General features: G+C 67.8%; 14 protein-coding genes. 4 read left to right on the forward strand and 10 right to left on the reverse strand.

The features are described from left to right. On the forward strand, positions 1-384 hold a 384-nt coding region (locus GD1_RS22230), incomplete at its 5' end, for a nuclear transport factor 2 family protein (RefSeq protein ID WP_059039633.1). A gap of 139 nt (positions 385-523) precedes the next feature. On the opposite strand, the gene GD1_RS22235 is transcribed toward GD1_RS22230, so the two are convergent. The 7 genes from GD1_RS22235 to GD1_RS22265 form a co-directional block, all read right to left on the reverse strand. After that, positions 524-1567, reverse strand: coding sequence for an Rv3169 family protein (locus GD1_RS22235; protein WP_059039635.1), 1044 nt, complete (start codon positions 1565-1567; stop codon positions 524-526). A 32-nt stretch (positions 1568-1599) separates the two neighbouring features. Further along, positions 1600-2643, reverse strand: a complete 1044-nt coding sequence (locus GD1_RS22240; RefSeq protein WP_059039636.1) for a phosphotransferase family protein — start codon at positions 2641-2643, stop codon at positions 1600-1602. Between the two features lie 4 nt (positions 2644-2647). Beyond that, the gene (locus tag GD1_RS22245) at positions 2648-3460 is read right to left on the reverse strand and encodes an enoyl-CoA hydratase/isomerase family protein (RefSeq protein ID WP_053777324.1); all 813 of its coding nucleotides are present in this window, start codon (positions 3458-3460) and stop codon (positions 2648-2650) included. A gap of 40 nt (positions 3461-3500) precedes the next feature. Then, positions 3501-4310 carry an enoyl-CoA hydratase/isomerase family protein gene (locus GD1_RS22250; protein WP_053777325.1) on the reverse strand — a complete coding sequence of 270 codons (810 nt, stop codon included), beginning with the start codon at positions 4308-4310 and terminating at the stop codon, positions 3501-3503. Positions 4311-4353: 43 nt separating this feature from the next. Then, complete coding sequence (locus GD1_RS22255) at positions 4354-5136, reverse strand: enoyl-CoA hydratase/isomerase family protein (RefSeq protein ID WP_059039638.1); 783 nt, start codon at positions 5134-5136, stop codon at positions 4354-4356. 228 nt (positions 5137-5364) lie between these two features. Further along, complete coding sequence (locus tag GD1_RS22260; protein ID WP_059039640.1) at positions 5365-6816, reverse strand: aldehyde dehydrogenase; 1452 nt, start codon at positions 6814-6816, stop codon at positions 5365-5367. A gap of 38 nt (positions 6817-6854) precedes the next feature. After that, a complete protein-coding gene (locus tag GD1_RS22265) occupies positions 6855-7958 on the reverse strand; it encodes an NAD(P)-dependent alcohol dehydrogenase (RefSeq protein ID WP_059039642.1) in 1104 nt (367 codons plus the stop codon). A 261-nt stretch (positions 7959-8219) separates the two neighbouring features. Between GD1_RS22265 and GD1_RS22270 the strand changes: the two genes are divergently transcribed. Together GD1_RS22270 and GD1_RS22275 are read left to right on the forward strand one after the other, a co-directional pair. Next, a complete protein-coding gene (locus GD1_RS22270; RefSeq protein WP_059039644.1) occupies positions 8220-9389 on the forward strand; it encodes a LuxR C-terminal-related transcriptional regulator in 1170 nt (389 codons plus the stop codon). Continuing rightward, positions 9386-10477, forward strand: a complete 1092-nt coding sequence (locus GD1_RS22275; RefSeq protein WP_157079587.1) for a response regulator transcription factor — start codon at positions 9386-9388, stop codon at positions 10475-10477. Before GD1_RS22270 ends, GD1_RS22275 begins: the two co-directional genes overlap by 4 nt. Positions 10478-10516: 39 nt before the next feature. Here GD1_RS22275 and GD1_RS22280 read toward each other — a convergent pair whose 3' ends face one another. The 3 genes from GD1_RS22280 to GD1_RS22290 are packed head-to-tail and all read right to left on the reverse strand — an operon-like array spanning position 10517 to position 13467. Next, positions 10517-11767 (reverse strand): NAD(P)/FAD-dependent oxidoreductase, encoded by a 1251-nt coding sequence (locus GD1_RS22280; protein ID WP_059039645.1) that lies wholly within the window; start codon positions 11765-11767, stop codon positions 10517-10519. A 16-nt stretch (positions 11768-11783) separates the two neighbouring features. Next, complete coding sequence (locus GD1_RS22285; RefSeq protein ID WP_020792120.1) at positions 11784-12101, reverse strand: 2Fe-2S iron-sulfur cluster-binding protein; 318 nt, start codon at positions 12099-12101, stop codon at positions 11784-11786. Positions 12102-12144: 43 nt separating this feature from the next. Further along, a complete protein-coding gene (locus tag GD1_RS22290; RefSeq protein ID WP_059039647.1) occupies positions 12145-13467 on the reverse strand; it encodes a cytochrome P450 in 1323 nt (440 codons plus the stop codon). A gap of 245 nt (positions 13468-13712) precedes the next feature. Between GD1_RS22290 and GD1_RS22295 the strand changes: the two genes are divergently transcribed. After that, entirely contained in the window at positions 13713-14474 is a 762-nt protein-coding gene (locus tag GD1_RS22295) for a FadR/GntR family transcriptional regulator (protein WP_059039650.1), read from the forward strand. The last annotated feature ends 117 nt before the right edge of the window (positions 14475-14591 follow it).

Consider the following 14591-nt stretch of genomic DNA (forward strand, 5'->3'; position numbering starts at 1 on the left):
CCAACAGAAAGATCAATAGAGCCACAGGCGCTCGACGCCTTCGCGCCGACGCTGCGATGGACCGACCCATTGCTGCCCACTCCCCTGACCTCCCGCGAGGGAGCCCGAGGTTTCCTCCTCTTCGGGTGGGAGGCATTCCCGGACCTGCGATTCGAACCGGTCGGCCGTCCCCTGGTCGACGAGGTCGCTCGAACCGTCGCCCAGGAATGGATCATGACCGGCTCCGACTCGGGAGTCGGGTACCGCCCCGGTGAGGCCCCGTCGGGGCGCAGCTTCGAGGTCGCCGGGATGGACGTCTGGGGAGTCGACGAGCACGGAAGGGCGGTATCCGTTGCGGCGTACTGGGATGCGGGTCATCTCTCCCGGCAGTTGTCCCCGAGTTAGTCGATACCGGGCAAGGCCCCGAGCCGAGACACCCCGAACCGACAACGACACCGCACGGGCCGGCGGGGCCGCGACGATGCGGACCCGCCCGGCCACGGCGGACGCGTGGCCATCTCCCGAGGAGAGATGGCCACGCCGGTCACACCGACGGCGTGTACTGGTACGACCGGCTACGGGTGAGCGCGAACTCGAAGATCCCGCTCCCCTGCCGGCCGTCACATGCGAAGGTGCACAGACGATCGGTGAGCGCAGAGTCCAGGGTGTTGGGATTGACCGAGCCGTCGAGCCGATACCGATCGGACTCGACGTGGTCGATCCCGAGCTGCTTGCCGTGGTGTCCGCCGTATCCGGCACCGGCCATGTAGCCGCCACCCGCCCGGGCATCCGCGGAGACCTCGAACGAACTCCCGGATTCGGTGTCCACCACGACGATCCCCTCCACCAGATCACGGTTCTCGTCGAAGGTGAGGCGATGCCGAACATCGATGATCGGGTCGACCAGTCCACTCTCGTGCATCACCGCGCCCTCGAGCAGCAGGCGATCGTGGCCGCGGGTCTCGACCAGCAGGAAGCCGATCGAATAGTCGGGGAACTGGGCCTGATACCAGATGTGCAGGCCCTGCCCGCCGGCCATCGTCCGGACCCCCCTCGAACGATCGCGCTGCCCGTACCAGCCGTCCACGGCCTGCGTGACACCGTCGATGGTGAGCGTGCCGTCGTACCGGCCGGACTGGAAGAGATGCTCGAACTCCGTCGACTCGTCGGTCGCGTTGGCCACCGCAACGGTCCCGAACCATGCGGGTGTGCGAGCCCGCCAGGTGAGATCGAACTCCACACCGATCGGGTTGTCGTCCAGGGACAACCGCCAGACGGAGTTGGGTTCGACCACCTCGAACCGGAAGGGTCCGGCGCCGTCGCCCTCGGTGGCCGAGAGTTCGGTCGAGTACCGCAGGTTGCGTTGTTCGGTGCGATCGGAGACCACCACGAATCCATCGGCGGTGTCCTTGGCGGGGTACATGCCGAATCCGAGGAGCACCGACGGCGACTGCGCATCCTCGGCGTGCAGGTTGAAGACGAACCGGTCGAAGAACCTGTCGGGGAGTCCGGCCTGCCCGGGGGTGACCAGACGATCATGGAAGTCGTTGCGTACCAGGGGTTGATTGCCAGTCACTGCAGGGTCCATCCTGTGTGTCGGGGTTGTGGTCGATCGATGGGTCAGGCGTCGGCCACGACGGGTGTGGGGAGTCCGGCCTCGCGCCGTGCGTCGGCGAGGAAGGCGGTGACCAGGGCGGGATCGGCATAGTAGGGATCGCCGATCCCGTCGTCGACACGTCGGCGGCTGTACTCGTAGAGCACCGCCAGTTTCCACAACGCCAGCGTGGTGTACCACGAGAGATGTTTGAGATCACGTCCGCTGCGCTGCGCGTAGCGGTCGCGGAGCTCGGCACGCGTCGGATAGCCGTCCTCGAGCATCGCGGTTCCCAGTTCGGCGGTGGGGTTGGGCGTGTGGCCGGCCTCGGGGACGGTGGCGAGGAAGTAGCCGATGTCGAGCAGCGGGTCACCGAGCGTGCACAGTTCCCAGTCGAGCACGGCGGCGATGCGTCCCGGTGCGCCGGGTTCCAGGACGACGTTGCCGATCCGGAAGTCGCAGTGGATCAACGTCGCATCCGACTCGGGTGGCGTATTGGCCAACAGCCATGCATCGACGTCGGCGAACTCCGTGGGCGCATTCCCGTTCTCGTCGGCGACGAGTCGGCGCATGCGTGCCACGTGCCGCGCATTGAAGCCCTCCGGACGGCCGAGGTCGCCCAAACCCACTGCACGCCAGTCGACATCGTGCAGTGCGATGAGTGTGTCGACGAGATCGTGGGCCGTCTCCCGACGGTGTTCGGGCGTGTCCAGCGGTGCCGGCGTCGAGGTGGTGACGACCGGCCCCGGCGCGAAACCCATGACGTAGAGCGGGACGTCGAGCACCTCACCCTCCTCGGCGACGGCGAGGACCTCCGGCACCGGGACGGCGGTGGCGCTCAACGCCGACATCACCCGCGCCTCGCGCAGCATGTCGTTGGCGCCGGGCGGAATCGGCGGGGGCGGCGGGCGGCGCACGACGACACGGGAATCCCCGCCGGACACCAGGAAGGTGAGGTTCGAATGCCCGTCACCGATCCGGCGGGTCGTGATGGGGCCGTTCAGGATTCCCCGCTCGGAGAGGAATTCCTGAAGTCGCGCGAGATCGGTCTCGCTCCAGTCCCAGCTCATCTCGTCATCGCCCCGTGAACTCGGGCGCGCGCTTCTGCTTGAACGCCGCCAATGCCTCGGGCATGTCGTCGGTGCGGGTGAGCAGCGCCTGCCCGCGGTTCTCCAGCTCCAGCGCCGCCTCGTACGAGCCGATCTCGGTGTTGCGCTGGATCGCCCGCTTCGACATCCGGACCCCGCCGGGAGAGTTCTGGGCGATCAGGCGCGCCATGGCCAGCGCCTCGTCGAGCAGGTCCTCGGTGGGGATCACCTGGTTGACCAGGCCGATCCTCAGGGCCTCCGCCGCCTCGACGATGCGTGCGGTGAAACCGATCTCGGCGGCACGTGCCGGGCCCACCAGACGGGCGAGGTTGTAGGACGTGCCCAACTCGCCCATCGACAGCCCCACCTTGACGAACGCGGCGCTGAGCTTCGCCGTGGGCGCGGCGAGCCGGATGTCGGCGGCCAGCGCGAGAGCGAAACCACCGCCGGTGGCCGGACCGTGGATGGCGGCGATCACCGGGAACGGCAGGTGTCGGATCGCCTGGATGCCGCCGGTCGCGGTCTCCTGGAATTTCAGGAACTCGCGGACCCCCATCTCGGTGATCACCGAGATCTCGTCGAGGTCGAATCCGGCGCAGAACGCGCGCTCGCCGGCACCGGTGACGATCAGGGCGCGGAGTCCGCTGTCCCGCAGGGCGCGACCCGCCGCGAGGTACTCGTGGAACATCGCGACGGTCTGCGAGTTCATCCGCTGCGGGCGGTTCATCCGCAGGATGCCGATACCGGGTTCGGCCTCGGTGAAGGAGAGGGTGTCGAGTGAGGGGAAGTCGATGGTCATCTGCGCCTGCTCTGCTGGGATGGGTGGAGTGTGGTGTGCGTCAGTTGCCCTGGAAGACCGGCGGGCGCTTCTCCTTGAACGCGGCCAGCGCCTCCGGCATGTCGGCACTGCGGGTGAGCAGGGCCTGTCCGCGGTTCTCCAGTTCGAGTGCGGCGGCATACGAGCCTACCTCGAGGTTGGCCTGCAGCGCACGCTTGGACAGCTGCACCCCACCCGGCGAATTGGCCACGATCTGTTCGGCGAGCCCCAGCGCGTCGGCGACGACGTCGTCCTCGCTGATCCAGTTGACCAGCCCGAGATCGGCGGCCTCCTCGGCGGCGACGACGCGGCCGGTGAAACAGATCTCGCTGGTCTTGGCCGGCCCGATCAGCCGGGTGAGCAACCAGGACGTGCCGAGATCACCGGCGGACAGTCCGATCCGGACGAAGGCCGCGTTGAACTTGGCCTGCGCGCTGCCGATCCGGATGTCGGCGGCCAGGGCCAGGGAGAAACCACCGCCCGCGGCGGCACCGTTGACCGCGGCGATCACCGGGACCCGCACCGAGCGGATCGCCGACAGCGCACGTGCGGCACGCTCCTGCTGGTCGAGCATGCCCAGCGCCCCGAGGTGGGGCAGGTCGTCGGCATCGGCGAGGTCGTAGCCGGAACAGAACGCCTTGCCCGCACCGGTGAGGATCACCACGCGCAGGTCGTCCTCGTCGCCGAGCCCCCACGCGAGCTGTTCGAGTTCCACGAACATCGTGTTGGTCATCGCGTTGTACCGGTCGGGCCGGTTCAGTGTGACGAGCACGATGCCCGGCTTGACCTCCTCGGCGCGGAGGGTCTCGAAAGTGCGGTCGAGTGTCTTCATCCTCGGACTCCTTGTCAGGACGGCGAATCGGTATGTGATCGGGTCAGCGGAACTGCGGCTTGCGCTTGTCCACGAACGCCCGGATGCCCTCGGCGGCCTCGCCGTCCTCGAACAGCGCCTGGATCTGCTCGACCTCGTATCGGGCGCCCTGCTCGAGCGGCAGGTCGAAGGCGGCGTCGACGGTCCGCACCACCGACAGCTGGGCGGGCAGTGACGGACCGACGAGCCGGTCGGCGAACTCGTTCGCCGCGGCCACCACGTCGCCGTCTGTGAGCCGGTCCACCAGGCCGATCCGGTAGGCCTCGTCGGCGGGTACCTGGCGGGCGGTCAGCATGATGTCGAGGGCGCGCCCCCGACCCACGAGACGCGGGAGTCGTTGTGTGCCACCGGCACCGGGGATCAGTCCGAGTTTCACCTCGGGCAGGCCGAACCTGCCGTTCGGTCCGGCCACGCGCAGGGTGCAGGCCATCGCGAGTTCGAGGCCGCCGCCGAGTGCCACACCGTCGATCGCGGCGATGGAGATCCAGGGCGAGGCGGCGAGGCGGTCGTTGACCTCGCGCATCTTGTCCCCGTAGGCGGTGAAGCTCTGCGCGTCGATGGACGAGAGGTGCTTGATGTCGGCGCCCGCCGCGAAGAAGCCCGGGTTCGCCGACGAGAGCACCATGACCTTGACGTCGCCGGCCTTCTCGGCGGCGTCCATCGCCAGGTGCAGGCCGTCGAGCAGCGGGATGCCGAGGGCGTTGGCCGGCGGCCGTTGCAGGGTGACCGCCAGAATCCCCGGCGAGGTCGACTGCCACGTCACCACTTCGTGTGCCTGATCTGCCATGTTCATCCTTTGCATCTCACGGTCGCATCCGAGGCCGTGTGCGGCCTCCTGCGTCGACGCTAACGTTGGGGTCCAGACATAGTCAACCATTATTTTGGTCATACCAAAAGCCGGTATCGCTTCGCCGGGATACGACGATGCGGGCGAGGTGCGCATCCGCACTCCTCACCCGCATCGACACCTCCGGAGAGCCGCCCCGCTATCGCCGGGGACCCGACGGTCGGCGACTCACAGATACACCGACTTCTTCACCAGATATGCGGCCAATCCCTCCGGCCCCAGTTCCCGGCCCAGACCGGACGACTTGACACCGCCGAACGGCGCGGTCGGGTCCGGCAGGTAGGCATTGATCCCGATCGAGCCGGTCTCCACCCGCCGCGCCACCGAGACGCCGTGGTCGTGATCGGAGGTCCACACCGATCCACCGAGCCCGTAGTCACTGGCGTTCGCGATGGCAACCGCGTCGTCGTCGCCGTCGTAGGAGATGATCGACAGCACCGGGCCGAAGATCTCCTCCTGGGCGATCGCATGGTTGTTGTCGACGCCGGCGAACACGGTGGGCTCGACGAACCACCCGCGGTCGAGCGCCTGCGGGCGCCCGCCACCGGCCGCGACGGTGGCACCGTCACCCTTGCCCTTGGCGATGTAGGACTCCACACGCTCACGCTGACGCGCCGAGACCATCGGCCCGATCTGGGTGGTGGCCTCGAGGGCACTGCCGACCTGCAGCGATCCGGCGAGGCCCGCGAAGGTCTGCACCACCTCGTCGTACCGACTGCGCGGAGCCAGGATTCGGGTGCCGAGGAAGCACGTCTGGCCGTTGTTGAGCAGCGTCGCCGAGAAGATCTGCTCACCGACCCTGGTCAGGTCGAGGTCGGCGTCGTCGAGGATGATCGCCGCCGATTTCCCGCCCAGTTCCAGGGTCACCGGGCGCAGGAGCCGCCCGCAGACCTCGGAGATGGTGCGGCCGGCGGCGGTCGAGCCGGTGAACGCCACCTTGTCGACACCCGGATGGGACACCAGGTAGGCGCCGACCTCCCGGCCACCGGGGACGATGTTGATCACACCGTCGGGAATGCCCGCGGCCGCAACGGCATCGGCCAGGGTGTAGGCGTCGAACACGGTCTCCGGCGACGGCTTGAACACGAAGGTGGCACCGGCGGCCAGACCCGGGGCGTACTTGAACGCCGCGAGCGCCTGCGGGAAGTTCCACGGGACGATCGCCCCCACCACACCGACCGGATCGGCGGTGACGAGCGTGGACCCACCGAGGAGGCCGGGCCGGGTCTCCTCGAACGGGTACTCCCGGGCGAGACCGGCGTAGTAGCGCAACAACAGCTGCGGGAAGACCGCTTCGAGTTGCCCGGCGATGGCGATCGGCATCCCGTTCTGCGCACTGACCGCCTGGGCGAGATCGGCTGCCCGCTTGTCGAGTTCGTCGGCCAGTCGCTCCATCGCGTCCGCCCGCTGCGCCGGGGACCATCCGCCCCAGCCGCTCTTGTCGGTGAACGCCTGCCGCGCCGCGGCCACCGCCGCGTCGATGTCGGCCTCGGTGCCGTCGGGTACCGACCCGATCGGCTCCTCGGTGTTCGGCGAGATCACGGTGATGCGTCCGGTCCCGGCCGGGGCCCGGTACTCCCCGCCGATGAAGAAGGCGTTGTGTTCGGTGGTACTGCTCATGATGTGGTTCTCCTTCGATGCGCTGTGGGTTCCGGCGGTCAGTCGGCGAGCAGGACGACCTTGACGGCCTCGCCGGTCAGCTGCGCCTTGACCGCCTCGTTGGCCTCGGCGAGCGGCATCGTGGTGATGAGCTTGTCGAAGGGGAAGACGCCCTGCTTGTACAGGTCGAGCAGGTGGGGGATGAAGGTCTGCGGATCGGCGTCGCCCTCGATGATCGCCCGGACGCTGATGCCGAGCACCGACGCCGGAACCAGCGGGAGCCCGAAGGTGGCCTCCGGGTCCGCGGGCACCCCGATGAGCCCGATGACACCGCGAATGGCCATGGCCCCGAACAGGTCCCCGATCACCCCGACGAGTGCCGTGGTGTCGGCGGCGTAGTCGAAACCGTCGGGCACGATGGCCCGCAGCTGTTCGGTGACCGGACCGTCTGCGGGGTCGATCGCGGCGGTGGCACCCAGTTCGATCGCCAGCGTGCGGCGGTCCGCGTTGGGCTCGACCACCACGATGTGGGCGGCCTTGCGGACCGCGGCGGCCATCACCGCCGACAACCCCACCGATCCCGCACCGCTGATCACGACACTCGCACCCGGTTCGACGTCGAGGGAGTTGAGGATCGCCCCCGCACCCGTCTGCACACCGCAGCCGAGCGGGCCGACCAGTTCCAGCGGGACGTCGTCGGGGACCCTGACCACGTTGCGCACGTTGGCGATCGCATGGGTGGCCAGCGACGACTGCCCGAAGAAGTTACCGCCGGCCGGTGCTCCGCCGATGCTCACCGTCGACGTCCCGTCCGGTCGTACGCCGCCGAAGTTCAACGGCATGAACGCTGCGCAACTGGCCGGCTCGTCCCGACGGCACCACTTGCACTCGCCGCAACTGTTGAAGCTCACCGCGACCCGGTCGCCCACGGCGAGCGTGGTGACCCCGGGGCCGACGGCCTCGATCACCCCGCTGCCCTCGTGACCGAGCACACCCGGCAGCGGGAACGGCAGGTGTCCTTCCTTGACGGCGAGGTCGGTGTGGCAGAGTCCGACGCCGGCGATCTTGATCCGCACCTCACCCGGACCGGGGTCGGCGAGGTCGACCGTCGACAGCTCGAACTCGGCGCCGACCGACGGCACGACGACAGCGGTTACATCCATGGGGACTGACTCCTTGGGGAAAACGGGTGATGTCTGGCGGTACGCGGCGCCCGGAAGGCAACTCCGCATGGGCCGACGGTAGGGACGTCGCATCGCCGCAGACGAGGGGTCTGCGGCAGGATCACTCGAAGACCACCCTGCGCTCCCCCGACAGGGTGACCGGACGCAACCGGCAGCCTTGGTCCAACCATTTGCACACCGGAGCCGATCGGGTGCACTATGGTTTGTGGAGTGATCCACGTCTCATCGAAAGGAGCGCCCGTGACCGTCCACCCGGCGCCCGACGACACGACATGGCAGCTCGTCGCCGAGAGCCTGGCGTTTTTGCAGGACTCCCGGACCATCGAGATCCGGCGTGACCCGGCGGTCCTGCTCGGCGACACACGACGCCGGCTCGAACGGTTTCTCGCCGACGCCGACCCGGACGACGACCGGCAGATGGTTGCCTGCCGCCTGCTCTTTCGCATCCACCAGGATCAGACGCGACGCCTGCACCAGGACACCGTCCGGACCGCCCACGCCGCCGACGAGGTCCGGCGCATCGTCGGCGATCTCATCGAGACCGACACCGACGGCCTGATCGATCAAGTACCGCAACGTATCTGCCGGAATCTCTCCTTCGGTCGCGCGATGATCTCGTCCATCGCGACCGCGGTGTGGATCCCGCGACACCTGCACATCGAATGCGACGACAGTCCGGAGAGCTCGGCATTCCTGTCCTACGTCGACGGCGCCCGGATCCCGCTCGCCCAGGCACCGCTGGAGACCGAGATCGTCCGTACCCGGACCTCGGCGATGAGTTCACGCCCCGACGACGACCGCCGCACCTTCAAGACCATCGTCGAGGTGGCCCACTGCGACGGATACGTGGCCGCACCCATCATGTCGAGGGGCCGGGTCATCGGCATCCTGCACGCCGACCGGCCGAACGACAGGAGCCGTGTCCGCGACTCCGACCTCGCGATCCTCAGTGCACTCGGCGAGTGCCTGTCGTCGGTGTTCGAGCGGGCCATCCTGGAAGAACGGCTGCGGCGCAGCTCGGCCCGGGTCGACGAGGTCTTCGGTGAGATCACCGCCGAGCTCTCCGACATCGCCGGTTCCCCGGCCCCCGACCGCCGCCCGGTAGCCGATCCCGTCCTGGCCGATCGCCCCCAGACCGACCGCACCCTGACCGATCCCGGGTTCGCCCGGCCCACGGAGTCGTCGGCCGGCCCGAACAGCGGCTTCCTCACCGCCCGCGAGCGGGAGGTGCTCACACAGATGGCGACCGGCGCCACCAACGCCCAGATCGCGTATGCCCTCGTCATCTCCGAGGAGACGGTCAAATCACATCTCAAGCAGATCTCGAAGAAGCTCGGGACGACGAGCCGGGCCGCAGCGGTCGCCCGGTTCGCGCAACTGAGCAGCCAGGCCTGCCTGCAGCCCCGGTGAACCCCGCAGACCCGGCCACCCCGGGCAACACGTCACGGCTGGCGACCCGGCTCGCGATCGCCGACCGCCGGTTGCGGGCGCTGCTGGCGCTGCCCGCAGCACCGGAGGCCACGTCACCGACGGCCCTTCTCGAGGACGCGGCACGGTCCACCGAGGCCGCGATGGCGACGGACCCGGCGGACACGGCCGGCAGTCAGGTGACCGCGCTGGTCGCCGAATCCCTGAGATTGCAGCTGGACCTGCGCACCGCGCTGGCGGCACAGCGCGAGCACACCGCGGTGTCCCTGGCGGCCTCGCTTCGCCGCCTCGGTTCCCCGACAGACGGTAACGGTCTGGCCCACCAGGTCTGTACCGAGCTGGTCGGGCACACCGGCTTCGCGGTGGCGGCGTTCTCCGCGGTGACCGGGAATCGGCTGTCGGTGCTGGCGGTCGCCGGCACCGATCGGTTGGACGTCGCGCCGTTCGACGTCGACCTCGACCCGCACGACGCCGAAGCCGCCTGTCTCGCGGCGGCGGACCCTCGGCCGTCGCTCGCGACACGTGACCGGATCGCCGCACCGATGGCCGGCGTCCTCGATGCCGAGGAGTATGCGCTCGCCACCATCGTCGTCGGGGACGCACCGGTGGCGATTCTGCATGTGGGACGGCGTGATCGGCTTGCCGTCGACGACCTCGACCTGGGTTTCGTCGCGCTGTACCAGACTGCGGTGTCGGCGATCGTCGCCCGGCAGCGATGGTCGGACAAGGCACAGCGACATCAGGAGACCATCCGGGCGGCACTGTCGCGGATCGTGGAGGATGCCGCACGGGTCACGCGCACCGACTTCGAGATCGGCGGCGATGTCGTCTCGCCTCCCCGAGCGCAGACCCTGTCCCGGCTGCCGGTCAACGAGGCACTCGAGCAGCGGCTCACCACCCGGGAGACCGAGGTGATGCGTCTGATCGCCTCGGGCGCATCCAATGCCGAGATCGCCGACCAGCTGTTCATCGGGGTCGAGACGGTGAAGTCGCATGTGAAGAAGATCCTGCGCAAGATCGGCGCGGTGAACAGATCCGAGGCCATCTCGCTCTACGTCGATCGGGGTTGACCGCGCACCCGGCGCGGTCAACCCCGATTCATCGACGGTTCACACACTCACCGCGCAGGAGCGGATGTCGGCGTCCGCATCCCCCAGACGGGCCGGGTCCATCTCGGCCCCGGAGGCGATGAAACGCTTACCTGCCATGAAAAGCGCAGGGGCATTGGCTGTTTCCACAGCGACCACCCGGTTGGCGCGGTCGAGGTGGAAGATCCCGAACTTGCCGGCACCGGGATCGCCACGGACCACGGTGGTGACCCCGTGGTGCACGAGCCCGGCGATCTTGAGTTTCAGATCGAACTGATCGGACCAGAACCACGGGACCTCGGCACCCGGCTTGTCCGACCGGCACAGCTGGGCTGCAACATGTTTCGCCTGTTCGAGCGCACTGGGGATGCTCTCGAACCGCATCGTGTCGCCGCCGACCGGCCGGCGGGTCACGTCGCCGATGGCGTAGACGTCCGGGAGGCTGGTCCGTCCGTCGTCGTCGACGATGATGCCGCCGTCGCAGGCGATGCCGCAGGCGACGGCCAGCTCGTCGTTGGGTATCGCACCGATCCCGATCAGGATGGCATCACACGGGATCTGTTGCCCGTCTGCCAGTTCCACCCCGGAAACGCGGTCCCCACCGCCGACATGATCCCCACCGCCGACGACATCACCGACGAGGATGCGGGTGACGTCGACGCCGGTGAGGATCTGTGTGCCGAGTTGCCGGTGGTGGGCGGTCAGCGCTTCGGAGAACTCCCGGCCGGCCACGCGGGCCAGCACCCGGTCCTCACGCTCGAGGACCGTCACCGGAAGTCCGTGCTTACGCACCTCCGCGGCGACCTCCAGGCCGATGTATCCCCCGCCGATGATGACCAGTCGACCACCGCGTTCGACCGCGGTCTGCAACGCCCTCGCATCGTCGAGGGTCCGCAGTGTCAGCGCACCGTCGGCGTCGGCGCCGGGCAAGGGCAGCGCCCGCGGCCGCGAACCCGTGGCGATCACCAGGGATCCGTAGCCGATGCGTTCGCCGGATTCGGTGATCACTTCCCTTCTCTCGGGTGCGATCTCGGTGACGACGGTGTCCAGGCGCAGGTCGATCTTCATCTCGTCGTAGAAGTCGTCGGGGCGTAGGTCCTGCCGCACACCGCTGCTCATGAACTTCTTCGACAACGGGGGCCGATGATAGGGCTGATGGGATTCGTCGCCGAGCAGCACCACATCACCGGTGAATCCCTCTTGGCGCAGCAGCGCAACGAGATTGGCCCCGGCATGCCCGCCGCCGATGATGACGATCGAGTCTGTGGTCATCGCAGTCCCCCGGCGCTCAACGGCTGTCGACGACGTGGATCTCGATCCGCTCGTCGGTGTCGGGGACGACGAGCTGACAGGACAGGCGCGACCGGTCGCATGCGCCGTCGAGGAACTCCAGCAGTTCGGTCTCCTCCTCGGCGGGCTCGGCGAAGAGACCGTTGCTGGTCGCGTCCACGTGCACGTGGCAGGTGGCGCAGGAGCAACTGCCGCCGCATTCGGCGACGATTCCCGGCAGGTTGTTGCGGGTCGATCCGTCCATGATGGTCTGCCCCACCTGGACGTCGACGTCGGTCGCGGTTCCGTCCGGGAGGTGATAGGTCACGATCGGCATGAGCGCCTCCTTCGGTTCGTTGGGTTCGGGGTGGATGGCAATGTCATCGGAGGGTCAGATGCACCGGAAGATGGCGCAGTCCGCCGACGAAGTTGGTCTGGATCATCTTGGGCTCACCGGCGAGTTCGACCTTGGTCAGGCGCGGGAGCAGTTCCTCGAGGAAGACACGCATCTCCAGCTTCGCCAGGTGCTGTCCGATGCACATGTGGGGCCCGTATCCGAAGGCGATCTGCTTGTTCGGGCGGCGATCCAGACGGAAGGTGTCCGGGTCGTCGAAGACCTCGGCGTCGCGGTTGCCCGACTGGAACAGCAGCATCAGCCGGTCGCCTGTCTCGATCCGCTGTCCGCGCACCTCGGCATCGGCGACCGCCATACGAGTGAACTGCTTCACCGGAGAGACGATTCGGAGTGCCTCGTTCATCAGGTTGGGGATCAGGGAGAGGTCGGTGCGAACCGTCTCGAGCAGTTCCGGATGCAACGCGAACTGCTCGAGCATGCCCGCGATGGTGCTCGCGGTGGTGTCGTGCCCGGCGGTGGCGATGGCGACGAACCATCCGTAGGCGAAGGTCTTCGGGAAGTACTCGCCGTCCTCCTGCCGCGCCACGGCGATCAAAGTGGCCAGATCTTCCTTGGGGTTCGCGCGACGATCCTCGACCAGCGTGTCGAAGTAGGCGTAGAAGTCGGCGATGGCCGCCGCCCACTGCTGGGCTGCGGCATCCGCGGACTGGTGCTCGACATCATCGCGTGCGGCATCCGGGTCGGCGGTACCGAACAGTTCCTGGGTCAGGCCCATCATGCGCGGCTCGTCCTCTTCGGGGACCCCGAACAGCGTCATGATCACGTGCAGCGGAAAGTACACCGCGAAGTCCTGCACAGCATCCAGATCCCTTGGCCCATCTGCCAATCGGCTCACCGCATCCTTGGCGATGACGCGGATCCGGTCTTCCCACTTCTTGAGGTTCGCCGGCCGGAACCAGTCGAAGGCGACGTCCTTGACCGTGCTGTGCTCCGGCGGGTCGAGGTACGGCAGGGCATCGAGGATTCGCAGGGAGCCGCCGGTCAGCTGCTTGGTGAAGGCATCACCGGCCTGATTCGCGCACATCGGGTTGTGCGTGCCCTTCTCCTCACCGCCACCGGCACTGAAGATCTGGGGCTGACGTTCGATCTCCATCAGGTCTGCGTGCTTGGTGACCAGCCAGAGGTCGTCGTAGCCGTCGACGCTCACCTTGGCCAGCGGTGCGTTCTCCCGCAGCCATCGATAGGCCTCGTAGAGCGCTGCGTTGTCACTGTGTCCCTCCGGCAGCACGATTCGGCGGGCGATCTCGTCGGGGACCTGGGTGCGGGTCGGCGTCGCGAATGTGGTCATCGTCTTCCTTCCGTCGATGTCGGAGTGGTGATCCGACGGACTGCCTCGACGTTAGGAAGGTCACACCCGCTTGCGGCAGATCCAGCCGCGAAGTTCCCCCCTTTATCCCCTCACCCATCCCCCGATCGGGGTGGCCGACGGACTCGACGGGTGATCCGACAGACACGATCTGCTGCCATCTCGCCTCGCCCGCATGGGTGCTGGTAAATTAGGTAAGACCATATGCAGGAGAAAGCAGGTTGTTCATGCCCGAGTCGAGCGCAGTCGCACGACACCCGGTCCAACTGCAGCCCATGCAGGTACCGAAGGCATCCGACGTCCTCGCCAATGACCTGCGCGAACGCATCCTCCGGGGCGAGTTCCCCTCGGGTACGGCGCTGCCGCCGGAACGCGAGCTGGTCACCCAGACCCGGATGAGCCGCACCACGGTCCGTGAGGCATTGCGCATCCTCGAGGTGCAGGGCCTGGTGACCATCAAGACCGGCCGCTCGGGTGGGGCGTTCGTCCAGCAGCCCGGCGGAGACTCCGTCGCGACGTCGGTCAACCTCCTGATCCGGGGCCAGCAGCTTCGTCTCATCGATCTCCTCGAGACCCGTGAGGCCATCGAGCCTGCGTGCGCAGGACTGGCCGCGAAGTACCGCCAGGACGAGGACATCGCCGTCCTGGAGAACGCCAACAAGACGATCAACGACCTCGACATCTCACTCGAGGCGTTCCTGCAGGCCAACGTCGACTGGCATATCGGCGTCGCCGTCGCCAGTCACAACGAACTGCTCACCGGTTTCATGACAGCGCTGTCGAACGCCATCTACAGCTCCACCGAGAACAAGGCGTTCGTCGACGACGAGGTCCGCAAGACCACGTACAAGGCGCACAAGACCATCACCGATGCCATCAAGGCCGGCGACTCGGCTGCCGCGACCCGACGGATGACCAAGCACGTGCACGGCTACGCCGAGGCGGTCGTCCAGGTGGAAGAACGCACCGAGATCGAGATCCGTGAGTAGGAGCAGCCCGGGCCGAACCACCCTGCAGCACCCGGTGATCGATCCGGGACCCCTATTTGATGATTGAGCGAGACTCCCCGGCGATGATCGATCCGGAACCCCTATTTGATGATTGAG

The sequence above is a fragment of the Gordonia desulfuricans NBRC 100010 genome (genome assembly GCF_001485495.1).
In the GTDB taxonomy this organism is placed as follows: domain Bacteria; phylum Actinomycetota; class Actinomycetes; order Mycobacteriales; family Mycobacteriaceae; genus Gordonia; species Gordonia desulfuricans.